The sequence below is a fragment of the Paenibacillus sp. E194 genome (genome assembly GCF_000935845.1).
GTDB classification, from domain to species: Bacteria; Bacillota; Bacilli; order Paenibacillales; family Paenibacillaceae; genus Paenibacillus_B; species Paenibacillus_B alvei_B.
The window spans coordinates 1-23,897 of record NZ_JMDX01000024.1; the positions used below are offsets into that span (position 1 = coordinate 1).

At 48.7% G+C, this 23,897-nt stretch carries 22 protein-coding genes and 2 pseudogenes; 7 read left to right on the forward strand and 17 right to left on the reverse strand.

Annotation, left to right across the window (positions count from 1 at the left end; all coding sequences use genetic code 11):
* From AZ66_RS05265 to map, 6 genes and pseudogenes are all read right to left on the reverse strand, one after another.
* Positions 1-793, reverse strand: a pseudogene (locus AZ66_RS05265) (diguanylate cyclase); the annotation flags it as partial.
* Between the two features lie 39 nt (positions 794-832).
* Entirely contained in the window at positions 833-1,201 is a 369-nt protein-coding gene (locus tag AZ66_RS05270) for a DUF423 domain-containing protein (RefSeq protein WP_036619297.1), read from the reverse strand.
* 132 nt (positions 1,202-1,333) lie between these two features.
* Positions 1,334-1,756, reverse strand: coding sequence for a nitrous oxide-stimulated promoter family protein (locus AZ66_RS05275; protein ID WP_231586736.1), 423 nt, complete (start codon positions 1,754-1,756; stop codon positions 1,334-1,336).
* A 371-nt stretch (positions 1,757-2,127) separates the two neighbouring features.
* Entirely contained in the window at positions 2,128-2,511 is a 384-nt protein-coding gene (locus tag AZ66_RS05280; RefSeq protein ID WP_021259038.1) for an ArsR/SmtB family transcription factor, read from the reverse strand.
* Between the two features lies 1 nt (position 2,512).
* The gene (locus tag AZ66_RS05285) at positions 2,513-2,938 is read right to left on the reverse strand and encodes an SRPBCC family protein (protein ID WP_021259039.1); all 426 of its coding nucleotides are present in this window, start codon (positions 2,936-2,938) and stop codon (positions 2,513-2,515) included.
* 264 nt (positions 2,939-3,202) lie between these two features.
* Positions 3,203-3,946 carry a type I methionyl aminopeptidase gene (map, locus tag AZ66_RS05290; protein ID WP_021259040.1) on the reverse strand — a complete coding sequence of 248 codons (744 nt, stop codon included), beginning with the start codon at positions 3,944-3,946 and terminating at the stop codon, positions 3,203-3,205.
* A gap of 242 nt (positions 3,947-4,188) precedes the next feature.
* Between map and yhbH the strand changes: the two genes are divergently transcribed.
* The 4 genes from yhbH to AZ66_RS05310 all read left to right on the forward strand — a co-directional run bounded on the left by yhbH (position 4,189) and on the right by AZ66_RS05310 (position 8,126).
* The gene (yhbH, locus tag AZ66_RS05295; RefSeq protein ID WP_044353890.1) at positions 4,189-5,340 is read left to right on the forward strand and encodes a sporulation protein YhbH; all 1,152 of its coding nucleotides are present in this window, start codon (positions 4,189-4,191) and stop codon (positions 5,338-5,340) included.
* Positions 5,337-6,785 (forward strand): SpoVR family protein, encoded by a 1,449-nt coding sequence (locus AZ66_RS05300; protein ID WP_044353891.1) that lies wholly within the window; start codon positions 5,337-5,339, stop codon positions 6,783-6,785. The genes yhbH and AZ66_RS05300 overlap by 4 nt, the downstream gene beginning before the upstream one ends.
* A gap of 486 nt (positions 6,786-7,271) precedes the next feature.
* Positions 7,272-7,595, forward strand: coding sequence for a hypothetical protein (locus AZ66_RS05305; protein WP_044353892.1), 324 nt, complete (start codon positions 7,272-7,274; stop codon positions 7,593-7,595).
* Between the two features lie 87 nt (positions 7,596-7,682).
* Positions 7,683-8,126, forward strand: coding sequence for a YgjP-like metallopeptidase domain-containing protein (locus AZ66_RS05310; RefSeq protein WP_052648402.1), 444 nt, complete (start codon positions 7,683-7,685; stop codon positions 8,124-8,126).
* Here AZ66_RS05310 and AZ66_RS32400 read toward each other — a convergent pair.
* The 10 genes and pseudogenes from AZ66_RS32400 to AZ66_RS05355 form a co-directional block, all read right to left on the reverse strand.
* Positions 8,109-8,252, reverse strand: coding sequence for a hypothetical protein (locus AZ66_RS32400; protein ID WP_231586737.1), 144 nt, complete (start codon positions 8,250-8,252; stop codon positions 8,109-8,111). The genes AZ66_RS05310 and AZ66_RS32400 overlap by 18 nt on opposite strands.
* 353 nt (positions 8,253-8,605) lie before the next feature.
* Complete coding sequence (locus AZ66_RS05315; protein ID WP_044353893.1) at positions 8,606-9,355, reverse strand: PIG-L deacetylase family protein; 750 nt, start codon at positions 9,353-9,355, stop codon at positions 8,606-8,608.
* Between the two features lie 31 nt (positions 9,356-9,386).
* Positions 9,387-10,379, reverse strand: coding sequence for an N-acetylglucosamine kinase (locus AZ66_RS05320; protein ID WP_044353894.1), 993 nt, complete (start codon positions 10,377-10,379; stop codon positions 9,387-9,389).
* Positions 10,379-11,887, reverse strand: a complete 1,509-nt coding sequence (gene argH / locus AZ66_RS05325; protein ID WP_044353895.1) for an argininosuccinate lyase — start codon at positions 11,885-11,887, stop codon at positions 10,379-10,381. Before argH ends, AZ66_RS05320 begins: the two co-directional genes overlap by 1 nt.
* Positions 11,888-11,890: 3 nt before the next feature.
* Positions 11,891-12,655, reverse strand: a complete 765-nt coding sequence (locus AZ66_RS05330) for a creatininase family protein (protein WP_044353914.1) — start codon at positions 12,653-12,655, stop codon at positions 11,891-11,893.
* 138 nt (positions 12,656-12,793) lie between these two features.
* Positions 12,794-15,334 (reverse strand): NEW3 domain-containing protein, encoded by a 2,541-nt coding sequence (locus AZ66_RS05335; RefSeq protein WP_044353896.1) that lies wholly within the window; start codon positions 15,332-15,334, stop codon positions 12,794-12,796.
* A gap of 114 nt (positions 15,335-15,448) precedes the next feature.
* Positions 15,449-17,148, reverse strand: a pseudogene (locus AZ66_RS05340) (ABC transporter permease).
* A gap of 59 nt (positions 17,149-17,207) precedes the next feature.
* Positions 17,208-18,287 (reverse strand): ABC transporter ATP-binding protein, encoded by a 1,080-nt coding sequence (locus tag AZ66_RS05345; protein WP_044353897.1) that lies wholly within the window; start codon positions 18,285-18,287, stop codon positions 17,208-17,210.
* Positions 18,288-18,357: 70 nt separating this feature from the next.
* On the reverse strand, positions 18,358-19,455 hold the full coding sequence (locus tag AZ66_RS05350) for an extracellular solute-binding protein (RefSeq protein WP_044353898.1): 1,098 nt from the start codon (positions 19,453-19,455) through the stop codon (positions 18,358-18,360).
* Between the two features lie 685 nt (positions 19,456-20,140).
* Entirely contained in the window at positions 20,141-21,319 is a 1,179-nt protein-coding gene (locus AZ66_RS05355; RefSeq protein WP_044353899.1) for an ROK family transcriptional regulator, read from the reverse strand.
* 327 nt (positions 21,320-21,646) lie between these two features.
* On the opposite strand from AZ66_RS05355, the gene AZ66_RS31230 reads away from it, so the two are divergent.
* Genes AZ66_RS31230 through AZ66_RS05360 form a run of 3 tightly spaced genes read left to right on the forward strand, consistent with a single transcriptional unit; the run spans position 21,647 to position 23,186 of the window.
* Positions 21,647-21,925 carry a hypothetical protein gene (locus AZ66_RS31230; RefSeq protein ID WP_156159905.1) on the forward strand — a complete coding sequence of 93 codons (279 nt, stop codon included), beginning with the start codon at positions 21,647-21,649 and terminating at the stop codon, positions 21,923-21,925.
* Positions 21,926-21,954: 29 nt separating this feature from the next.
* On the forward strand, positions 21,955-22,098 hold the full coding sequence (locus tag AZ66_RS31235; RefSeq protein ID WP_156159906.1) for a hypothetical protein: 144 nt from the start codon (positions 21,955-21,957) through the stop codon (positions 22,096-22,098).
* Positions 22,098-23,186 carry a Gfo/Idh/MocA family protein gene (locus tag AZ66_RS05360; protein WP_044353900.1) on the forward strand — a complete coding sequence of 363 codons (1,089 nt, stop codon included), beginning with the start codon at positions 22,098-22,100 and terminating at the stop codon, positions 23,184-23,186. The genes AZ66_RS31235 and AZ66_RS05360 overlap by 1 nt, the downstream gene beginning before the upstream one ends.
* 148 nt (positions 23,187-23,334) lie before the next feature.
* Here AZ66_RS05360 and AZ66_RS05365 read toward each other — a convergent pair whose 3' ends face one another.
* A complete protein-coding gene (locus AZ66_RS05365; protein WP_021259053.1) occupies positions 23,335-23,862 on the reverse strand; it encodes a hypothetical protein in 528 nt (175 codons plus the stop codon).
* Positions 23,863-23,897: the final 35 nt, after the last annotated feature.

The following is a 23,897-nucleotide window of genomic DNA, read 5'->3' on the forward strand; positions in this document are numbered from 1 at the left end:
TTAATGCGCTTAAACCGATCAAGATCCATGTACAGCACCGCAATGAAAACGAGGCATGAGCAGCCATCTCTAGCGCTTCTTCCAGCCGTTGCATGAACATTCGACGATTCGGCAAGCCAGTCATATCATCATAATAGGCCATGTAGCGAATTCGTTCTTCCATATATCGATTTGGACTCGCGTCTCGAAGACTTACTGAAAAAATGGCTTCCTCTTCTGGGCAATGAGTCAGTCCCGGAAGCTGCGTCATTCGAATGAGCCAGTCTTGTGGGAAGCCATCCTTCGAGCATCCGACCAATTCCAGCTCAATCTCGCCCCCGCTTGTTACTTGATCCATGGCCTGAATCAGCTTCGAGCAAGCTTGTTCCTCCATCCATTGACCGATTGTGATGAGCGAGCCATCGAACCCGGTTACCTCTTGGAACGCTGGGTTTATGCCGACAACCTTGCCATCTTGACGGACAAACAGCATAGGAACAGGCAGGTGATCGTAATAAGACTTCCATGTTGGCTGAACAGAGACAGTTGGCGGCTCAATCGTGCTTATCGGATTATGTGCTACTCCGAACCGTTCATAGTATGAGGATCTAATCTTAGCAGCTGCAGCATATCCAAGCATCGCTGTAAGCAGAATCAGCACCCACATTCGCGCCAATCCCTCCAACTGCAGCACAGCCCACCCTGTACATACGATTGCCGTAATTAAAGAGACAGCCATTACATATAAAGCATATCGAATTGAGCGATCCCGCTTCTGCAATTGCCGTTCATTCTGTACCTTACGGTCACTCACTAAGTATCTTCCTTCCAGCGTTGGAGTCAGTACGAACACTCATCGACGAGCAGCAAGAGCAAGCATCAACCAACCAGCGATGAATGCCACCCCTCCAATCGGTGTAATCGCTCCTAACATTTTAATTCCTGTGAAGCATAGCAGATACAAGCTGCCAGAGAACACAATAATACCAATCCATATCAGTCGAGCTGACCATGCGACCTTCTTCTGATCCGCCAGTTTATCCGCCAATATCGCAATAAGAAGCAATCCAAGCGCGTGCGCCATATGGTATTGAACAGCTGTTTCAAAAGTAGCCATCCGCTCAGGTGTCAACAACCCCTTCATGACATGCGCTCCGAATGCACCGAGAGCGACGGATAACAGCATATTTATACTTCCTAAAATTGTATAGCGTCGCAACATGATGTTCGCCCCTTCAAGCCGCATTTCGGCAATTTTTAACTATATTCGATACGATTATATATTATCTGAATTATTTCTGTTTTTCCACTAACAAATATGATCGTATAGGGCATTCTGAGGTAGGGGATTTATTTAACCACCTTCGGGGGCGCGAAGGTTATCCCATACATGACGGAGTGCGACAATCGGATGCTTAACCAGCATTCTAGGGCCTACTTCCCGCATAACGAGTTTGATGGCATCACGCTTGTCTTGCTTATAACAATGAACCGCGCATCGTTCACATGTCGTCTTGTGCTCTCCGAAGCGGCAATAGGTAAGACGCTTCCAAGCATAAGCAAGCAATTCAGCACAGCTAGGGCATAATCCGCATTGCTCTGAATGGTTCTCGGAATGTGGATTCAGCTCCGGTGTATGATGATGATGACAATATATGCGGAGCATGAGCAGAACAGTCCGTTTTTCTCGTGTGATTCTTGGCCCTTCCTGCTTGTGGTTTTCTTTACGGCGCGAGGGTGATGGCAGCATTTCACCTTGCCCTTGTTTTGTTTCCATCTCGATCGACCTCATCATTAGGATTTTACTTCGAACTAATGATGTAATCATATCGAGAAGCGGGAATACCGGATATGACTTTGATAACAGAAAACGCAGCACAGCACCCACATCCACAAGACAACGATCTTTGTAAATGAATCGCTCTCATTGGACAAAAATAAGTGCACAACCCCCTCAAAGTCATACATTATGTATATCGGTTATTTTCAAATTTTTGTTAGAAAAAGTCTATTTTTAGATTATCAACAAAAAAATAACCGCAGCATCCTGCTCGCTACTTGGCAGGTCACTGCGGTTTGATGATGTTCTTCCATTTATGCAGCAATTACTTGTAAGAAATATCCGGATGAGCGATCGAGCCACTCGTATTATTCCTCGCTGCTGTCTGATTGCTCCTGCATTCCGACATTACCTTCAGAGCGACCTGAATCACCAGAGCTTTCCACATAATGCTGGAGCATAGACAGCTTGTTATCCCAATAGCGATCATAATAGGCCAGCCATCTCTTCAATTCCAGCAGTGGATCCGGATCCAGCCGATATCTAACCTCTCTGCCAATTTTCCGATCCTTAACAAGTCCCGCTTCGGCCAGAATACGCAAATGCTTGGAGACGGCAGTCCGGCTCATCGGGAAATGTCCGCTAATCACTGTGACCGGAAGTTCCTGATCTGCAAGCAGTTGCAGCAGCTTACGGCGTGTAGGATCAGCTATCGCTTGGAACACATCATGCTTCGGTGCGGATGAATCCATCTTACGCCTCGATAATGGAACGAAGCTTCTGAACCAATCCGTCCCATCCATTGTTCATGCGCTCGCGTACAACTGTATGCGTCTCGCCAAACTCCGTAATTCCCTCTGGATCCCATCCAGAATGAATGAGCGTAAATTCCGTCTTCCCATCAACTTCAGCCAAGGCAAATGTCAACGTCCAATCCTTCCCCCAACGGAATGACAAGCGGTTCGGAGGATCGAGTTCTGTTACCTTGCATGGCGAGTTTCCGAAGGGGCCCGCATTCAGGTGAAACTCGTAGCCAAGCTCAGGCTGGAAATCATTCGGCATGAACCAGGCAGCAATGCCTTCCGATGTAGCTACCGCATCCCATACCTTCTGGATCGGTGCTTGCAATGTAATTGTTTTTTGAATATCGAGAGATGATTGAGAAGCATGATTCGTCATAAATGTTATTCCTCCAACTATTCGATATCTGTCAGCATGTGCTAACGAGATCGACATTATTACGAAACCATTTGGTTTCATATTAGGGTTCATTATATGACACCTATTGGTTTCATGTCAAACATGCCTCCTTCCTTTCCTGCTACCCTCTTCTTGAAAAAAGCGGATTGTGCCACAGTCAGAACCTACTCTACGAGTAAAAACAAAACTGATCCAGAACTATCGTCCTCTTACTGGACGAAAGTCTAGATCGTTCTGATGCTTCTATGCAACTGTGATAATGATCGGATCTTGTTTCGTAATAATAATCGTATGCTCGAATTGCGCAGCTACACTGCCATCAGGCGTGCTTAATGTCCAGCCGTCTGCCTGCTTCACCGCATAGTCCGCGCCTGTGGACAGGAATGGCTCGATCGTAATAACCATGCCTTCCTTCAGGATTCTTGTATCGAGTCGATTGTAAATCGGCAGAATACTTGGCTCTTCATGCACAGCTCTCCCCACACCATGAGAGCACAAGTTTTGAATTACGGTATATCCGCCTTGATCAGCAGCTTCCTCGAACATTTTTCCAATCGTGTTCAGCTTTACTCCATGCTTCAACGAAGAGATGACCTTCATCATCGTATCATGCGTGTATTGACACAGTTCCGTAATTTCCGTGCTGTAAGGAGCAAGTTGGAACGACTGTCCCGAATCCGCAACATAGCCGTTCTTTTCCGCGCATACATCTACATTAATTAAATCACCAGGCTGCAGCACTTTCTTGCCTGGAATCCCATGTGCAACCTCTGTATTCACACTGATGCAAGAATGCCCCGGGAATTTAAATGCCTTCATCGGTGCAGATACAGCACCATGACGCTTCAGCACTTCCCCACCGATCTCATCCAGTTGCTTTGTCGTCATGCCCGCACATGCACTCTTCTTCATCTCTTGGATGGTCAATGCTACAATCCTTCCAATCTCCTTCAGTCCTTCTACGTCTTCCTTGGAGCCTGCTGTCATTGCATGCACCTCCCTTTCTACTTCCTCAAGTTACTCATGAAATAAGAATTAAGTACCTTGTATTGTATCACATCCTGCTTATCAGACTTCAAACCTAAATGAATGAGCCGATCTCAATCTGCCACCTCAGTTCAATGAGCGCGTGCATCTCTCGTTTCATTATCCCAGCAACCCGTGAATATATTGATCATAACAAGCAGCAAAGGTCATCAGTTAATACGTCCAACAGGAGGTGTCAGCCATTGAACGAACGGACGTTCATTGTGTCCCGCGAGGACTGGTCGCTCCATCGCAAAGGCTATCAAGATCAAGCACGCCATCAGCAGAGGGTGCGTGAAGCGATAAAGCAGAATCTGCCCGATCTCGTTACCGAAGAGAACATTATTATGTCAGATGGCAAACAAATCATTAAAGTCCCTATTCGCAGTCTGGACGAATTCCGATTCGTCTATAACTTCAATAAGAAGAAGCACGTCGGTCAAGGAGACGGAGACAGTCAGGTTGGGGATGTGCTCGGCACGGACGGCTCACAAGGTCAAGGCAAAGGCAAGCAGGCTGGTGATCAAGCCGGTGCCGACATCATTGAAGCGGAGATCAGTATCGAAGACCTCGAAAATCTGCTGTTCGATGAATTGGAGCTGCCCAACTTGCAGCAGAAGGATAAGGAGGAAGTCGAGGTTACCGACATTCGATTCAATGACATTCGCAAGAAGGGCATCATGTCCAACATTGACAAGAAGCGGACGATCCTCGAAAATTTGCGGCGCAACGCGCTCACTGGCAAGCCTGGCATTCATCACATTAGTCCCGACGATCTGCGGTACAAGACGTGGGAGGAAATTATTAAGCCTCAATCAAGCGCCGTTATTATCGCGATGATGGACACCTCGGGATCGATGGGCAGCTTTGAGAAATATTGTGCACGCAGCTTCTTCTTCTGGATGACACGCTTCTTGCGCAAGCAGTATGAGAAGGTCGAACTGGTATTCATCGCTCACCATACCGAGGCAAAGGAAGTAACCGAGGATGAATTCTTTACACGCGGAGAGAGCGGCGGCACGATCTGTTCATCCGCTTATGTGAAGGCGCTTGAGATTATCGATACACGCTATCCGCCATCCAGCTACAATATTTATCCGTTCCACTTCTCAGACGGTGACAACCTGACGAGCGATAACGATCGCTGTGTGAAGCTGATTGGCCAAATATTAAAGAAGGCCAACATGTTCGGATACGGTGAGGTAAACCAATACAACCGCAGCAGCACCCTAATGTCGGCTTACCGCAATATCCAGCTGCCCAACTTTATGCACTACGTCATTAAGGAAAAGGGAGAGGTGTACCGGGCGCTGAAGCACTTTTTCAAAAAACAGCCGGGAGGTAGCCGTACATGAGTGCAAATAACATGCAGGAGCTGGAGTATGCCATCGACGAAATTACCGAAATCGCCGAAGGCTTCGGGCTCGATTTCTATCCGATGCGCTATGAAATCTGCCCGGCCGACATCATTTATACCTTTGGAGCATACGGTATGCCCACACGTTTCAGCCACTGGAGCTTCGGCAAGACTTTTCACAAGATGAAAATGCAATACGACTTCGGGTTAAGCAAAATCTACGAGCTCGTCATTAATTCCAATCCGTGCTACGCCTTCCTGCTGGAAGGCAATTCACTTATCCAAAACAAGTTGATCGTAGCGCATGTGCTTGCCCACTGTGACTTTTTCAAAAATAACGCCCGGTTCTCGGCCACGAACCGCAATATGGTAGACAGCATGTCCGTCACGGCTGAACGTGTCAATCAATATGAAATGGAGTATGGCACCCAAGCGGTCGAGAGCTTCATCGACGCGGTACTCGGCATTCAGGAGCATATCGATCCAAATGTCATCAAGCCGCGCAATCTGGATAAGGAACGCTATATGGAGGCGAAGCTGCGCGAACTGCGTGAGGCACGGCCAAACGATCCTGGACGGTACGATGACTTGTGGGAATTAGACAAACGAAGCCAGGCCTCCAAGTCATCCAAGTTCAGCCTGCATGACATGGCGAATCGCCCCTTCCCTCCGGAACCGGAGAAGGACATCATCTGGTTCATTCAGCAATTCTCGTCTGTGCTTGAGGACTGGCAGCGCGATATAATGTCCATGCTGCGCGACGAGATGCTCTACTTCTGGCCGCAAATCGAGACGAAGATTATGAACGAGGGTTGGGCTTCTTATTGGCATCAGCGGATTATCCGTGAGCTAGATCTAACTAGCGAAGAAACAGTCGAGTATGCAAAGCTGAACAGTTCTGTCGTACAGCCATCGCGTCATAGCTTGAACCCCTATTACCTTGGCATCAAACTGTTCGAGGATATTGAGAAGCGCTGGGATGAGCCAACGAAGGAAGAGCAAGAGCGGTATGGACGTCAACCTGGTCAGGGTCGGGCCAAAATATTTGAAGTGCGTGAACTGGAATCGGATCAGTCATTCCTTCGCAATTATTTGACGAAGAAGCTGACCGAGGAGCTGGATCTATACATCTTCGAGAAAAAGGGGCCGGAGTGGAAAATTACCGACAAGTCATGGCAGAACATCCGCGATCAGCTCGTCTATTCACGAGTCAACGGGGGCTTCCCCTACATTACAGTTGAGGATGGCGATTACCAGCGCTCTGGCGAGCTCTATCTCGTACACCAATATGAAGCAGTGGAGCTGGATTTGAAATACGTCGAACGAACCTTGCCTTATGTATATACCCTGTGGGGCAAGCCGGTTCACGTCGAGACGACCGTCGATGACAAGCAGGTTCTATTCACCTACGATGGCAAGAAGGTATCACGGAAGTTTATTTAGAAGTTGAAAATAGCCTGCTAAGACAAAGAAGCTGACCCTCCTTCTTCAAGGAGGTCAGCTTCTTTATTAAATCGAATAGAGTCACTACCATTCCTCCATTGGTAACGTTTAAGGAAACTACCTCTTCATAAAAAGCTGTTCCATACTGGATTCCATACCATTGTGGTAAAATGGAAATTAAGGCAGGTGATTAATATGTCAATCTCCAAAGATACTTTGGATCAAAGCTTTAAACATAAATCTGTCGTTGAACTCGAAGATCTTGTTCATTTCATCGAAGACCATTTCGGATACCAAGTAACATTAAGAAAAAAATGGACACGGTCCCACTTTCAAAAGAACAAAAACAAAAACTAACATCCGTTATCTTCAAAGATCCACATGTGCTTTATCAACTCAAACAAGCCAACGATGATCGTCAGGAAGGAATCTCCACTTACAGTGACAGCGAAGAAGAATTTGCTCAATTGTTAGATGAGGTCTCACATGACAAATCGTAATTATCGAGTGATGTGGACAAGCTACGCCCGAGTCGCGCTAGCTCGCATGAAGCCGTACAAAGTTGATCCCATGAACGTCTTTCGTCGCTCGAAAGATGTGCTGTGTCACCTTCCACATGAAAAAGCATATGGTATCTCAGACTTCCCGGGATTTGAATTCAACGATTATTACTGGACTCTAATTGGAAATGCTATTCTGATCTATAGGATTGATCATAATCTTCTACATGTCTATGTCGATGCATGCTTCTATGCCAATAACGCAGCTTCGCATCAAGTATTCTGGGGCATAGAACCGGAAGATGAATGATTGCTTTTACTTACATCATTTTCATATCTAAACATCATGATTTCTCTTAAAAATTCCTGATATAATACGATCACGGGAGGAATCATAATGCATGTATTTCAATTTGGTTCTGTAATCATTCCATACGAATTAACGAGGAGCAGCAGACGCAAAACCGTGTCTATCTCCGTTAATCAAGAAGGGGTTAAAGTGATTGCTCCTGAAACTGCAGAACATCAAGTCATTGAAGAAGTCTTATATCGAAAGGGAGCTTGGATTCGCACTCAATTGCTGAACTTTGAGGAAATGAAGCAGACAAGTCTCCAACGGAGATTTGTATCCGGCGAAAAGTTGCCTTACCTCGGAAGGCAATACCGCTTGAAAATAATTAAGAAAGCCGATGTCGATGCACCTATGCTAAGCTTCTATCAAGGACAATTTCTCGCAGAGATTCATAACGATGTTGCCGAATGCCAGCATCGGGAACTTATTTGGCCATTATATATCGATTGGGTTAAGCATCGGGGGCTTATTTTAGCAAAAGACGAATGAATCGCCCTCTTCTTCATTGTTAACCAAATAGTAATTGATAAGCTTCTTTTTCGTAATCCCGAATTCTTCACTCCGCTCTTCAATTACCTTCGCAAATGCTCTCATCAATATCGTTAGGGTAGTCATTCGCTGTTGTCCATCTATGTGCAACTCTCAGAATATCGCTCCACAATTGTTTGCATTGATTTAGGGCCCAACTATATTTACATTGGTAAATCGGGATGATAAATTGCTTCGTTCCTTGCAAAAACTTCAGGAAATTCGTTTCCGAAGCCTTTATGGTTGTCTCACTTCATCCTAATATGAATGGCAATCTAATATTTTCTAGTTCTATAGTACCATGTATAAGCCTACGCTCGACATGTAAAATCGATTATTTGAATAATGGAACCAAAAAAACTGGCGTTCTCGTAACGAGGGCACCAGTTTTTTTAGATCCTTTAACAAAATTTATGTTCATTAAACTATTAAATAGATATTCACATCAAATCCAGCATCGGCAGCTCATCCAGCGGCAGTGCCGTCTTCTTCTGTCTAGGCTGACCATTCTCGCGAACTAACGTATAAAATTCATAATTGCAAATGACGGAATAATCATCCTCCATAACGCCTGGATATGCGCGGTTCACGGAGTAAATCTGGCTGCGATATGCCTGCAGCGCCTTCCCTTTATGCCCGCGATAATCGATAATATCAATCCGTGCTGAAATGAGGCACTTGTCCTTCGGACCCGAATCCTTGCAGTAATCGTAATAATGCGGGATTGACGTATAATAGAGCGATGGCTGCTTATCCACTGGGTAATGCGCCTCCGCCAGTTCCGCCGCCATAAGCGTCGCTGCGGATATCGCGATATGGTCGGGATGTCCTGTGACTCCATCAGGCGGGAAGGTCACGATTGCGTCCGGCCGAAGCTCCACAATCGTCGAAGCGATACGCTCCGCCAACTTCCTCGGCTCTATCTCCTGCAGTCCGCCGTCAGGATAACGATACAGCGTAATATCGGCTACACCTAAAATCGAGCAGGCACTGCGCATCTCTTGTTCCCGAAATCGGGCAAGTTCATCACGGGAAGAAAAATGGAATTCGCCGGATTTCCCCTTACATCCCGATGTGGCGCATGCCAAATATACCTCATGACCTGTGCTGCTAAGCTTGGCAATCGTCCCACCCGCTGCGAAGGTCTCATCGTCGGGATGGGCGAAAACGAATAGCCATCTTTTCTTCATGTTCCTTCAGCCCCTTGCTGTTCAAATCTTCCTATGTTCGGGCAAGCATCTTCTTCTGCAAATAGGCAACACCCATAGATGCTACGCCGTCAATAGGCTCCTTACATGCTTCATGAAAGGATACCTTCGGTGCATATGCTTCTATCTTATGCATAAGGCGATTGCGAACGTGTCCCTCATGTCGCAGAACACCACCCTGTAGAATCATTGTAAACGGAGTATCCACCAAGGACAAGTGGTTCATGACCGCTGCTGCACCATGAAATAATTCATCACCTGCCGCTACGAGAATTCTTGACGCTTCCCGATTGCCGGCAATGGCAGCGCGGGTAACAACTTCAGCCAGTCCACTTACTCTATCAACGGAATCCCCTTCGCCGTACGTCCAATTATACAGTTCTTCTTCATTGCTCAATCCGAGGTGAAGCAGAATCCATTCCCCGAGTCTCGTTCGTTCCTCTCTGCCATCATAACCCTTCATGATTGCTCGCAATGCTTCCTTGCCGATCCAGTACCCGCTTCCTTCGTCCCCAATTCGGTGGCCCCATCCCCCAGCTCTAGCTGTCTGTCCGTAAGCATTCATTCCGAATATAATAGAGCCTGTCCCGGCAATTACCAACAACCCAGGCTGCCCTCCTGTCGCTCCGAGCAGGGCAGCATAGCCATCGTTCTCCACAATGACATGTTCTGCTTCGATGTGAAGCCGCTTCAATACCTCGTGTACAATGCCCGTGATGATATGACGGTCATGCTCCGTATCCAGTCCGGCAAGAGCAAATACGGCACATTCAATTGCAATTGCCTCATAAGTCGCACTACACTCCTGCTTGCGGCAGTAGTCACGCAGCGCCGCTTCAATCCCTTGGGACAGTGCGTGTACTACTTCATCCACACCGACTCCCTGATAGTTTGAAGATCCTCCCTTTCCCTCCCCAAGCGTAGTTCCTTCACTATCGAGCAGCCTAACGAGACACTTCGTACCTCCACCGTCAACCGCAAGCAGAGGAATGCTGTAGGTTCCCATCAGCACCCGCTCCACTCTGATATGACTTGATCCAGATGCTTCATTGCTGCCTGTATGCTGCCTTCCGCTTGTCCCAGCCAGCTCGCAAATCCGCTATGATCCTTCATGCGCACATTGATCATGCGGCTGATCTCCTTCGGACTCGGCCCGCCCGGCAAGGAACGAATCTCGACGAAATGCACCGGGTCTAGCGCTTCACGCAGCGTCTGCTCTGTGAGCGATGTATCTCGCCCAATATGTTGGCGGGCACTCTCATTGACGATAGACAGCGTAATCTCATTGGCCGCCAACCCTTGCGCCAAGGAATGCTTCACGACATCGCTGACAATATGATGAGCCTTGCGGAAGGATAAGCCATCGACTCGAACGAGTGTATCCGCAAGCTCCGTTACGGTTGCGAAGCTGCCCTGCGTCCGTTCACGCAACATCTCTTTGTTCACGTCCATTGTACCGATGACCGCAGCGAACAAGCGGTACATTTTATCCATAATCGCAAGACTTCTCCACGCATAAGGCTGCATATCATCTTCCGTATCGACTATGTCTCCGAACGGCGTATTATGGATCATCGACAGTACCGTATTCGTATTGCCTACGCAGCTCGACAATAGTGCGCGCATATGTTCGAACGATACGGGATTGCGCTTCTGCGGCATGATAGAGCTTATCTGTACATAAGGTGCAGCTACCTTAAGCGCGCCGAACTCTTGTGTGCACCACAGCAGCATATCCTGAACGACACGACCCAGATTGATCGCTGCAAGCTGGATAGCTGTCGCCACTTCGCCCAAGTAGTCAGCTCCACCGATTGCATCATAGGAGTTATCGATAAGCTCGTCGAATGCGAGCAGCTCCATCATCTGCTCCCTGCTAACCGCGAAGCCTGATGTTGTGAGCGCCGCAGCCCCCATGCTGCTCCGATTGCAGTTCTTGTAAGCCGCAATCATTCGCCGAATATCGCGGTTAAGCGAGTCGACTACGGCCATGAAGTAATGTGCGAGTGTTGTTGGCTGCGCCTGCTGCGTATGTGTATAGCCGATCATGAGCGTATCCTGATGCTCCTTCGCGAACAGCAGCAGCTGTTCATTGAGCTGCAGTGCCGAAGATAACGTGACGATCAGCTTCTCCCGCAGCACCATTCGATAGATCGCAATCCCCATATCATTGCGGCTGCGGGCCAAGTGCAGGTTGCCAGCGATATCGCCGGCATGCTCTAGCAGCTGATGCTCCACCTGAAAGAACAAATCTTCAAACTGACCGGTATAGCTTGCTTGCTTAAGCACTTCAAGGTCAAGAGCACGGATGGCTTGGGCAATGGTCTCCGCTTGCTCATGCGTGATAAGCTCCTGCTTCTCCAGCATGATTAGATGTGCCTTATTGATTGCCATCATCGGGCCGAGCAGATGCGCTTTCGCTTCATTAAATGCAGGCTCAAGCACAACCTCCGTATAGGTCTTGCCTGGGAAGGTAGTCCCTTCCGTTTCCATCCATTTCTCACGATATCCCATAGCTTAGTAAGCCTCCTTGTTCGACTTCATTCTCATATCCAGCCATTCTTGAATCAACTGGTTCATATTCCGGCTTGCTTCTTCAACGATCAACTGCCCCGCTTCCATGGAGGTCTGACGAATATGTCCGGTATATCCATCCCATCCCTGAGGAGACCCATCCACAAGTACATATGGCAGCGAAGATAAAGGAGGGCACGAATCTAATTCCAAGTCCGTATCCTGCACCGATACCAGGTCTGGGCGCAGCGCCTTCACGGCTGACATCTCATAAGGCCCGCCATGCCCTCTTCCAGCCTGACCTCCGAATAAGCCGTGCCGCTGCGTGAACTCAACACTCGCCATCTGCCACCAATTAATAAGGAGGAAGCTGGCGTCAGTGTAGGCTCCGGTCACGGATTCAGCAACTGTTCGGGAAGGACCCATATTGGCATCATGAGCGTTCAGCAGGACAATATTGCGGATCCCAAGCCTACATATCCCCAGAACAACATCGGTAAGATATTCGATATAAATGGAAGGACGAACCGAGATCGTTCCAGGATAATGCTGTGTCTTCCCCGGGCATGCTGAGAACGGAACTGCCGGATACACGAGCGGTTGAAGGGAGGATTGAATCCTCCAAGCGAAGCCTTCCGCCAATATGATATCTGTCCCGAGTGGAGAATGAGGGCCATGGTATTCGACCGATCCGAGAGGAACAACGGCGAACTGTGCATTCTCGATCACTTGATCTAGCTCCCGTCCGTGAACTCCGATTACATTCATATACTCCTTATACCTCCGCTTCTCCATCGATGGGGGAGGCATCCCGAAGGAGCCCCCCCACCGATGTTCTGATGTGCAAGGCACTTGATGAATCTAGATGAATCTATCCAACTGAACAATTGCGACTAAGAAATGCCATTATTGATGCTGACTGATCATGTTCACGAACATGCGGATCGATCCCGGAACCAATGCCGGAATCTCGCGATACCACACGAGTGAACTGTAGGTATATACACCCTTGCCGTAGTTCGCAGTCAGGAATGTGCCTGTGAACTCCTTCTCGCCCGGATCGCCATTGGAAATGAGTTCCGTATACTCCTTGCCCCACTCCGACGGGTTATAAGCCGAACGATCTTGAATCCAATTGTTCCAGTCCTGATCCGTAATCTTATTCGGAGCGTTGAACATTGGATGCTCCGGTGCAAGTGTTGTGACTTTGGAATTCTCGTCCGTTACCCGCCATTGAATGAGCGGCGAGCCAATCTTAATTGGATACGGCGCGAGATCCGGCGACCATTTATCCTCTGGCTTATGATACTGAACGACCAGATTGCCGCCGTTCTTCACATAATTCAATAAGCGCTGGTTGCTCGGGATTAATTCTGGACGGAAAGCATAGGCACGAATGCCAAGCACAATTGCGTTGTACTGAGAGAGATCTCCCGATTCAATTTCCTTCGCATCCAAATTGACCACGTTGACGCCTACTTGACGCAAATATTGATCGATGTTGTCAAAGCCGCTAGACACATAGCCGACCTTCCACTTCTCTGGTGTCTTCAAGTCGAAGGCTTGAATCTGGAGCTCTGCCGGCTGCACGATGTAGGTCTTCCCGATGTGCGGGTATTGAATAACCTGCGTCCCGTGCGTGCTCTGTACATCGCCGTTCTTCGCAACCGCTGTAACCGTGAACTTGCCTGGGCTTACGTTAGACGCTGCCTTAATAGAGAAAGCAACTGACTTCGTCTCCCCCTTCGCTGCAAAGCTAAGCTCCTCAGCAGCAGGCTCGGCTGTCCAGCCCTCTGGAACCTGCAGTGCAATCACTGCCTTGGATGCTCCCGGCGTATAATTCTTCACCGTTACTTTCACCGGAATCGGCTCACCGGGCTTGAGCGTATTCAGAATCGTAGCGCTCGGACTGAGCGTCATCGAGTAAGGGGGCAGTACCGCCACTGCATTTTGCGGTGTCTCCTGCAAGGACGTCACGGTACGGAATGCTTCATATACTACCTTCGCGTTGAATACCGAAGCTTCGTATGGCTTGAATAACGGTGCATCTGCCGGAATCTTGACCTCGAATACAGCCGAAGCTGTCTCGTTATAGCCAAGCTGCCCAAAGCTTGTCGCGCCCACAGGCGCCGCTGTCCAGCCAGCAGGCACGTTCAGGCTAAGCTTCACGTTGTCTAATTTCGTAGAACCGCCATTAAATGCCGTTACGGTTACCTTCGTCGATTGTCCAGCCACAAGTTCGTTGGCATCTGGCTTAACCTTCAGCACAACAGATGCCGCTTCCATACTCGCCTTGTTCAACTGCTCTTCCTTCACGTGAAGGCGATGGAGCAAATCCTCCTTCGTCGCTACATCCAAGCTGGATTTCTTCACATCGGCAAGTGCAGTCTGAACGTCTGCCTTCATGCCGTGGACTTCCTTCAAGACATTGGCAAAGCTAGGGTAAGCCGCCACAATCCTGTCTGCATCCTGCTGCAGAGCTTGCAAATCCTTTGCAATCTTATTGTCCTTGCCCTTCACACTAATTTCCTTCGCCAAATCTGCAAAGGTGAATGCGATGCCGTCGAAGAGGTCTTGCTCCTTCTCCTTCGTCTTTACCATGCTCAGGTCAAGCTTATAGTAGCTGTCCCCCTGAGCAGGCCCTTCGTCATACACTCTTCCCATCCCTTGGCTCTTGTGCATGAAGCGCGACTCTTCCCCAAGCTGCAGGTAAGAGGCCCCATAGATGGAGTTGTACTCCCCAATTGGCGCTCTCACGGTGTAATCCTTGTTATTCGCCGGCAAATACAATTTCTTGATCTGCCATGGCTGAAGCCCCTGCTTCAGGTGCTCAGGATATACTTCAGGATTCGCTGCGTCCTTGAACGCACGCACCGTAAGCACGTTAATCGTCCGATGATGACCATGTGTAGAGTTTTCATTCAAGAATGCAGGAATGATGACATCTGGGCGAAGCTCGCGTATTTTGCGAATTAAGCGCTCGTACGCAACAGATTCTCCCCATTTCTCCAGCGTTTCCTCTACACTCTTCGAGAACCCGAAGTCGAAGATTGGATCATTCAGCTGCTCGCCGAGCATCCCCAATGTCACATTCGTGATCTTGGATGCTTCCTGCAGTTCCCGAGTTCGTATAACCCCAAGGCCCGCTCCGAGCTCACTTCCAATTTCGTTCTGTCCGCCTTCTCCTCTAACAGCGATCACACTTGACGTATTGACTCCTCTTCCCAGGGAAAGGTACGCCAATGTCGCGCTGTGCTCATCATCAGGATGAGCTCCCGTGTTCATCGCACTTGCGATCGTCGTCAGCGGCTTGATCGACTTCCATAAATCAACAATTCCCCGATCCGCTGATACGGTCTCGGCTTGCGTGGACAGCAGTACACTGCTTGCCAATACAACGCTTAATACGATGGAACAGAACTTTGAGGCCGACTTACCTTTGATCATCAAATCCCTCCTCGAATGGTGGAATAGTTATTCTGCTGGAAATGGCCATTTCCCAGCTGTATATCATAACGTGGTTAATGAACCCCTAGGCGGTTCCCACGCAATGACCAACGATTATATAGCCGTGTTGTCGCCCGTTATTTTGCGGGATACGAACAGTACGATGATGATCAATGTAATTTGAAGAACACCATATGCACAAGCCGTGCCGAATTCGAATGAATACATCCGTTGGAAGATTTCTACTGAAAGCGGCGTGCTCTTGGCAGTAAAGAGCAGAATGGAGGATACGAATTCCCCAATCCCCTGTACAAAGGCGAGCAGCGTACCCGCCAATATCCCGCTTAATGCCATCGGGAACACAACTCTGCGGAAGCTGTACCACCACGATGCGCCTAGATTGCGTGCCGCCTCCTCCACAGAAGCATCCATCTGAACCAAGGTTGCCGAAGTAGAACGGAACACAAGCGGCAGGTGGCGCACGAAATAAGCTAGCGGCAAAATCCAGAAACTGCCGATCAGCACTTGATTGAAGCTGAATACATTGGGCTCGCTGAAGGCCGCAATCAAGTTGACCGCAACGACAGTACCCGGCAGCGCCCATGGGAGCATAATTAAGACATCAAGCAGCGTCTTCCCTTTAAACTTCAAGCGAACCATCGCATAAGCAGCTGCCACGCCGAAGATGACATTTCCAATTGTTGCGACGAAGCTCATTTGGAAGCTGTTTGCAATAGGCCGCCATGTTTTGCTGTCCGTGAACAGCTTGATATAATGCTCCAATGTATATTCAGGCGGCAATACTTGCGTCGTCCATGTGCCGTTCGTAGACAATGAAATTAACACCAGCACGAAGATGGGAAGCAGCAAAATAATGACGCCGATAATGGAAAAATCATCGCAACATATTTGCCGACTGCACTCTTGACCTCTGTGCGATGGACACTGATTCCCTTGCTCATGTTCTGGTAGTTGCGCAGCCCTTGATACCAGCGCATCACGAGCAAGAACACAATCGATACAACCGATAGAATCGTCGACTGTGCAGCAGCCATATCCAAATTGCCATTCGTACGCGACAAATAAATCTGCATGGTCATCGTCCGTTCGATGCCGAAGATAAGCGGAGCTGTATATGACGCCATCGCAATCATGAATACAAGCAGTGACGAGGCCACAAGCGCTGGAGTCAGCATCGGCAGAATCACTCGCCGCCAAATGTACAATCTGCCTGCACCTAAACTTGCGGCTGCTTCTTCAAGCGAAGGATCTAGACCCCGAATCGCAGACGACGCCGTCATATAGAAATAGGTATACATCGTAAACGTATGTACAACCAGAACGCCCCAGATCCCTTTTAAATAAAAAGGTACTTGTTCGAGATGAAGCAGTTCCTTAAGCGCCCGTGGAATGATACCGCTCTCGCCATACAAGAACGTGAACGACAGTACCCCAACAAGCGGAGGCAGTGCCATTGGAACGAGAACGAGGACAGCAAGCACCTTCCTGCCGGGAAATTCGTAGCGTTCCAACAGAAATGCCATGGCTACACCCACGATTGCACACGTAATCACACTTAAGACGGATATATAAATGCTGGTCCACAGCGCCTCCAGATTGGATGTATGCTCTAAGCTGAAAAATCGCGCGTAGTTCGTAAGCGAGAATTGATCCTCGACTTGAATACTTTGTACGAACGTTTGAAATAGCGGATAAACGACATATGCCAACAGTATGAGAAAAAGCGGCGCTACGAGCACATAGACGAAGTAAGGCGATTGCGTGATAGGCCCCGAGCGTCTGGGCAAGCCCATGCGTGGCTTCGATGGCTGTGGCGTGTTAGGTGTGTTCGTTATCATCATTCATCCCCTCTCTATCCTAAGAAGTAAATGCTTTCTTTCGGAATGAACAGGGAGATTGCTTCCCCTCGTCCGCGAACCCGATGCCCTTGATTGACAAACATCGCCTTCAACTGCTGATCCGCCACCTGCGACACATAGTTCACGCTAACTCCTGTAAATTCAGAAATGACTACGCTTCCTGTAACGATATTGTCCCCCGTCTCTTCTCCGCCAGCCTCCCGAATCGATTCAGGACGAATCGACAGAGACACCTTCTTGCCTGCTTCCAGTAAACAGTCGGCAGAAGCATTCGCTGTAAGCCCTCTTAGACGAAGGTCTGGCGCTATGCGAATGACGGCTTCGCCATCTTCGATTCGTTCCACCGTTCCTTCCCATAGGTTCGACTCGCCAATGAAGGAGGCGACAAATCGATTAACGGGTCGATTGTATATTTCTTCAGGACTTCCAATCTGCTGTACAACCCCGCCCTGCATGACCATAATGCGGTCAGACATCGCCATCGCCTCTGCCTGATCATGGGTGACGTATATTGTTGTAATTCCCAGCTCTAATTGAAGTCTCTTAATTTCGATCCTTGTCTCCTCGCGGAGCTTCGCATCCAGATTGGACAACGGCTCATCGAGAAGCAGTATTTTCGGCTCTATCACGAGTGCACGAGCCAAGGCAACCCGCTGCTGCTGTCCGCCGGACAATTGGTCAATTCTACGGCTTCCATACCCATCCAAGTGAACCTGCTTCAGCGCGCGATGGGCGCGCTCTATCATTTCTGACTTCGGAACCTTGCGCACCTGCAAACCAAATGCGACATTTTCAAATACGGTCATGTGCGGAAATAAAGCATAATTCTGAAAAACCATGCCGGTATTGCGCTTATTCGGTGGGAGTGTCGTGACATCTTGATCGCCGAACACGATTCGGCCTTCGCTTGGAAAATAAAATCCTGCAATCATCCGCAGTGTCGTCGTTTTGCCGCAGCCGCTAGGGCCGAGGAAGGTGAAGAATTCACCCGGTTGAATCCGGATGTTTACGTCGGTAACTCCCTTGACGTTCCCGAATTGCTTGCTAACATGATCTAGTGCTACCTCTATCAAGCTGGCTCCCTCCTGCCTCTGAAATGATCATAATCAGGCGAAGGGCATAGCCTCCGCCTGAACGAATCTATTATTTTGCGCCTTTCCCCTTGATGTTCTCATCCCAATGCTGCATCCACTCTTTTTCCTTCTGCGCCATTACCGTCCAATCAATATCAAGCGGCTTCAGCTCCAACCCCTTCAGCCAAGCAGGAAGCGTATCCTTGCTGATGTCTGTCCGTGTTGGAATCTGAAACAGCTTATCCGCGAGCTCTACGCGCAAATTAGAATCGAAGAGGAATTCATAGAACTTCATTGCCGACTCCTTATTTTTCGCACCCTTCACGACACCGACGCCATCAACAAGAATTGGCGCACCGCTAGCCGGGTAGATGAAGTCGAACGGCTGCTTTTGCAATTCCTTCTGAATCATAATGTCCTGCAGGTTCCACAGGGACAATGTGCCTTCCTCACGAGCCAGCTTCAAGTACAGGTTAGTCGGATCCTGTGCGTACTCTTTCGTGTTGGCATCCAGCTTCTTCAGCCAGTCGAAGCCCTTCGTTGGATCACTCGCATCCTGCTTATAAATAATGGAAGAATAGATCGTTCTCATCGTTCCGGAAGCAAGCACCCCGCGAATGATGATTTTGTCCTTGTATTTCGGATCAAGGAGATCGTCCCAATCTTTCGGTGCATCTTCTTGTTTCAGCGCGTGAGAATTGTACATAATGACCTCAGGCAGCAGCATTTCCCCATACCAGCGGTCTTGACTGTCTTTGTACAATGCCGGAATGCTGTCCGCGAAGCTTGGCTTCACGCTTTCCAGCAGGTCTTCATCTGCCGCAGTCATCAATGACGACTGTGTGCCGCCCCACCAGAAGTCCGCTTGTGGATTCGCCTTCTCCCCACGTACGCGCTCCAAGATTTGCTGTGCCCCCATCGTGAGCACTTCAACTTCCATGTTCGGGTATTTCGCTTCGAATTTCGGGATAATCTCATCGACGACGTTCTTGTCTCTCGCTGTGTAGATAACCAGCTTTTCTTTACCCGATGATGACTTCTCCCCAGATTGCTGTCCGCCCTCAGATGCAGTCCCACCGCCGCCTCCACAAGCAGTCACTGCCAGCATCGCAAGGACAAGCATAGAGCTCATCAACCATGTTTTTGCTTTCCCCTTTACATGTTTCATGACGTTCCCCCTACCATAAATTTTTGATTCGTGTTTCGCGCTGTATCGGATGAATTCATCTTCAATAGACGAAATGAATCTGAGTTGATATGTTGCTAAGCAGCATCCCGCAAAAACATAGTAGTCTTTCAACAACAGCCCGTTCGTTGGTTATATGGATCAAAGCTATGCTAAAGTTCAGGACAATAGCCCTTATTTAGACCAACTAAACATCCATGCATACTTGGTCATTGTGTTGCAGGAAATCGTTCTGCTATGTACGGTTTGCCACTATGGAATGCATACAGTTCAATGATCATTCTGTGTTGTATGTTGAAATAATTAGCTATGATCGTTCTGTGGTACTATGGTGAAATGATTAGCTGTGATCGTTCTGCGGTACTATGGTGAAATGATTAACATTGTACTATCTGATGAGTGTGGTATGAGTGCATGTGTGAGTGTCGTACGATATTTAGTGTAATCGTTGTATTTGATGTGTAGGTTGAATTTGTCGTGTGAGTATCAATCGTGAGGAGTAGAACTCCATAATTGTTGTCGTATGTGTGAGCAGCTGCATCTATCTTGTTGGATTCTGCGCTGTAGAAGAATTGACCTGACGGTATTGTGCTGGTTGCGAATATGGGCACATCCGTAATTGTCATTGTCTGAGAAGCAATTCATGCTGGAGAAAAATAATCATTGTTTACCTTTGAAATTTAGCCGTGGAGGGGAAAGCCTCCAATGTACAGTGAATGGCTCCTATCAAGCCCGCCTGATCGCCAAGTGTGGCCATCTTAATGATGGGTACAGATGGTACCCATTCATTCAGCCAATATTGTATTTTGCGAATGCCTTCGTCCCCGATATGCAGCATTTCACCGCTAAGGATGAGCAGTGCCGGATCCATGACGCTCGTGACATTGGCGATCCCATAAGTCCAGTGCCGGCATATATCGTCGAATAGCCCTTGAGCCTCGTCGATGCCAAGGCTGGCCAGCTCAACAATCTGCTGAATAATGCTTCTGTCTGGGCCAATGGATGGGAGAATGCGAATGGCTTTCTCGTAGATGGCTCTCACGGAGTAGTTGCGCTCGAACACCCCATACTCGCCTTTGACCTGATTGCCAATTGGGCCAATCATCATATAGCCGATCTCACCGCTTGCCTCATTGGCTCCCCGATACAGCTGTCCGTCGATAATCATGCCTGCGCCGATTCCTGTTCCCGCGTACATATAGACGAGATTGGAATGGCCGACACCGATGCCTTTATGAAATTCGCCCAGCGTCATCAGATTCACGTCATTCTCGATTACGACAGGCAATCCCAGTGCTTCTTCAATTTCCTTCTGTACCGGCAGCCCCATCCACCCTGTGCTGGGGGCGTAGCTGACCGTTCCTGCACTGCGCTGCGTAATCCCCGGAAGTCCCAGACCCATGCCAAGCAGCCGTTCCTTCGGAAACCCGCTAGCAGTGAGAAGAGTGTCCAATCCCTGTTCAATGCTGCGAATTGCCATCTCGCTATCCATAGGATGCGGCAAATTCGTCGTGCGCGAGACGAGCAGTTCCCCCTTCAGGTTCGCAATCGCCAATTGCAAAGTGCTTCCTTCGAATACTGCGCCAATGACACCATACGCATCAAAGTTATATTCCAGAAGAATCGGCTTCCTGCCGCCCTTCGATTCACCGTATCCGACCTCGCTGATCAAGCCTTCCATAATCATCTCATCGACGAGCGCTGAGACGCATGGCCGGCTTAACTCTGTTAACTTCGCCAAATCGGCTCTCGAAACCCGAGGATTATCGCGCAATTGATGGAGGATTCCCTCACGGTTAATATGCTTCACCAATTTTGCGTTTCCCGTCTGGCCTCTGCCAATCAATCCGTCATCCTCCCCCCACAATCTAAGTTAGTTAAAATTATTAACAAAGTCTTGTTGGAGATAGTTTATTGTATGCGCTTACAAATTGTCAACCATGAATTTCCCTATTTTTTATTTTTCGTGATTTTTCTCTCCCCCTATCATTCAGGCGTCCCTTTGTCCTCAGTTAATTGACGCCCTCACTTCCTTCTCATCATCTTATATGCGTAGTAGACAACTCGGTTGAATATGAATGATAATAGCGTTACAGCACAGACATTCATCCTTGTAAAATAAAGTGAGGAGGATGCAGATGCAGCGAACGCTCGTTATTCACGCTTATCATTCATGATGTTCATGCCGTTTTTCGTATGTGGAGCTTGGTACGCCACCGCGGGGCTCGCACTCAGTAAATATGGCTTGTTCTTCATTATTGGAACCGCTTACTCCGTTGAACCGATTGCATCCATCATTGCTCCTACTCCGACAGTTTCCGTCATCTTCTACATCTTTGCCATCGCATCCCTCTTGCTCGGTATATTTAGCTTCACTCTGCCCAATACGTCCGCTCCCGCCAAAGGGAAGCCCCTCTCTGTTCGCGACCTGCTCTGTCTTGAAGCACAATGATACCGTGACAGCTAGCGGAACTGCTGCGCTTGCACATTGGAAGAGGCTTCTGGCTATACCAGGCAGGTGCTGCGCCTGTCGTGGCAGTGTTGTTCCTGCTGCTGTTCAAATCGAAACCATCCACACATGCTGTTCACCAGCATGATGCGGCATTTGAAAGGAGATTAGCGTAATGAATCGTACGAAAGTAGCCATTTGTGGCGCTGGCTTCGTGGCCGACATTCATATGGAATCCTATTCCCGATTCGTCCCAGAGGCGGAGGTAGTCGCTGTCTATGCCCGCAATCGTGAGAAAGGAGATGCATTCGCGGCACGGCATGGTATACCGCAAGTGTATACAGACATGGATGAGCTGTTGGCGCATTCCGGTTGTGAGGTCGTGGACATCTGCCTGCCGAATTTCCTCCATCACCGCGTATGTATTGCAGCTGCACAAGTGGGCAAACACGTTATCGTAGAGAAGCCGCTATGCGTTACCTTGGAAGAGGCCGACGAGATGATCGAGACATGCCGCAGCGCAGAAGTGAAGCTCATGTATGCAGAAGAGCTATGCTTCGCACCGAAATTCGAGCGGGTACGCAAGCTGATCGAGCTGGGAGCCGTCGGCGATGTGTATATGCTTAAGCAAGCAGAGAAGCATTCTGGTCCGCACAGTGATTGGTTCTATGACATCAAGCAGGCTGGCGGCGGCGTGCTCATGGATCTGGGCTGCCATGCGCTGCAATGGTTCCGCTGGATGATGGGCGGCGCCAAAGTGAAAAGCGTATATGCGATAATGTCTACTGTACTGCATGGCGCGATAACGAAGGGCGAAGATAATGCGGTTACGATCGTGGAGTTCGAGAATGGTGTAACCGCAATCGCGGAGGACAGCTGGGCGAAGCCTGGCGGGATGACAGACAACATAGAAGTATACGGTACAAAGGGAGTAAGCTATGCGGATCTCTTTCAAGGCAACGCTGCTCTGACCTATAGCGAACATGGCTATGATTATGCGATGGAGAAGGCAGGCTCCACACAAGGGTGGTCGTTCACCATCTATGAAGAAGCATTCAACCAAGGATATCCTCAGGAATTGAAGCACTTCATTACTTGTGTCCAGCAAAATCTGGAGCCTTGCGTAACAGGCGAGGACGGGCGTGCCGTACTCGAAATCATCTACGCAGCATATGCCTCCGCCCGATTAGGGCGCAAAATTGAACTGCCATTCCACGCAGCCGTACAGCGGCCCATTGATTTATGGCTAGGTACGGAGAACTAGGTAAGATCGATAAAGCATGAATTCATCTTGCAGCAATGAGAATAAGGCTAGTACTCCCGAATTAGGGACGCACTAGCCTTATTGTTCTTTCTATTAAAAGAGATTATGAATATATGTTCCAATCCGGATACCCAAATACGAGTACATCTTAGGTAAGTGTAATTTCTTTCATTTCGATTGGCATCGATTGCTCGGTGACCTCTGTCTTGCCTTGAATAGCCTTCTGACACCGCTTCAATTGGATCCTCCAATCGTTCATCTCCTGATCCGTTAATGCATGGAACGTCTCGACCTTTCTGCTCGTTCCGTCCTTAAGAACGACAACGAACTTGGGGAATACCGGTACAAACAAGATGCCCACTCGTCCTTGCTCGACACGAATATCGACTACATCCGCCCATGCTACACGGAGTCCATATTCATTCCATATTGTCTCCTGATCATAGGTCAGTAGGATATTGGTTCCTGCTGTTAAGGCACGCACGGATACGACGAAATTGCTCCCGCAATAAGCGAATCCAATGCATGCAGCCGCTGCGAAGGCAATTCGCAAGCTGAGTGGTAATTTGAAATCGAGCACGGCCAGAACGATAAGGCCCGCCGAGAATAGAATACAAATGAATGCAATGAACAATCGGGTTGCTGCTTTCTGTTTCTGATATACGACATGATGCATACCGCATTTCTCCCTTTCCCACAGGTTGTTCAGTA

What these genes read in the sequence shown, in the direction of transcription:
- AZ66_RS05270 (WP_036619297.1), bottom strand. Translation starts at nt 1,201, where the DNA reads ATGTTGCGACGCTATACAATTTTAGGAAGTATAAATATGCTGTTATCC.
- AZ66_RS05275 (WP_231586736.1), bottom strand. Translation starts at nt 1,756, where the DNA reads ATGGAAACAAAACAAGGGCAAGGTGAAATGCTGCCATCACCCTCGCGC.
- AZ66_RS05280 (WP_021259038.1), bottom strand. Translation starts at nt 2,511, where the DNA reads ATGGATTCATCCGCACCGAAGCATGATGTGTTCCAAGCGATAGCTGAT.
- AZ66_RS05285 (WP_021259039.1), bottom strand. Translation starts at nt 2,938, where the DNA reads ATGACGAATCATGCTTCTCAATCATCTCTCGATATTCAAAAAACAATT.
- map (WP_021259040.1), bottom strand. Translation starts at nt 3,946, where the DNA reads ATGACAGCAGGCTCCAAGGAAGACGTAGAAGGACTGAAGGAGATTGGA.
- AZ66_RS05300 (WP_044353891.1), top strand. Translation starts at nt 5,337, where the DNA reads ATGAGTGCAAATAACATGCAGGAGCTGGAGTATGCCATCGACGAAATT.
- AZ66_RS05305 (WP_044353892.1), top strand. Translation starts at nt 7,272, where the DNA reads ATGACAAATCGTAATTATCGAGTGATGTGGACAAGCTACGCCCGAGTC.
- AZ66_RS05310 (WP_052648402.1), top strand. Translation starts at nt 7,683, where the DNA reads ATGCATGTATTTCAATTTGGTTCTGTAATCATTCCATACGAATTAACG.
- AZ66_RS32400 (WP_231586737.1), bottom strand. Translation starts at nt 8,252, where the DNA reads ATGACTACCCTAACGATATTGATGAGAGCATTTGCGAAGGTAATTGAA.
- AZ66_RS05315 (WP_044353893.1), bottom strand. Translation starts at nt 9,355, where the DNA reads ATGAAGAAAAGATGGCTATTCGTTTTCGCCCATCCCGACGATGAGACC.
- AZ66_RS05320 (WP_044353894.1), bottom strand. Translation starts at nt 10,379, where the DNA reads ATGGGAACCTACAGCATTCCTCTGCTTGCGGTTGACGGTGGAGGTACG.
- argH (WP_044353895.1), bottom strand. Translation starts at nt 11,887, where the DNA reads ATGGGATATCGTGAGAAATGGATGGAAACGGAAGGGACTACCTTCCCA.
- AZ66_RS05330 (WP_044353914.1), bottom strand. Translation starts at nt 12,655, where the DNA reads ATGAATGTAATCGGAGTTCACGGACGGGAGCTAGATCAAGTGATCGAG.
- AZ66_RS05335 (WP_044353896.1), bottom strand. Translation starts at nt 15,334, where the DNA reads ATGATCAAAGGTAAGTCGGCCTCAAAGTTCTGTTCCATCGTATTAAGC.
- AZ66_RS05350 (WP_044353898.1), bottom strand. Translation starts at nt 19,455, where the DNA reads ATGAAACATGTAAAGGGGAAAGCAAAAACATGGTTGATGAGCTCTATG.
- AZ66_RS31230 (WP_156159905.1), top strand. Translation starts at nt 21,647, where the DNA reads ATGATGTTCATGCCGTTTTTCGTATGTGGAGCTTGGTACGCCACCGCG.
- AZ66_RS05360 (WP_044353900.1), top strand. Translation starts at nt 22,098, where the DNA reads ATGAATCGTACGAAAGTAGCCATTTGTGGCGCTGGCTTCGTGGCCGAC.
- AZ66_RS05365 (WP_021259053.1), bottom strand. Translation starts at nt 23,862, where the DNA reads ATGCATCATGTCGTATATCAGAAACAGAAAGCAGCAACCCGATTGTTC.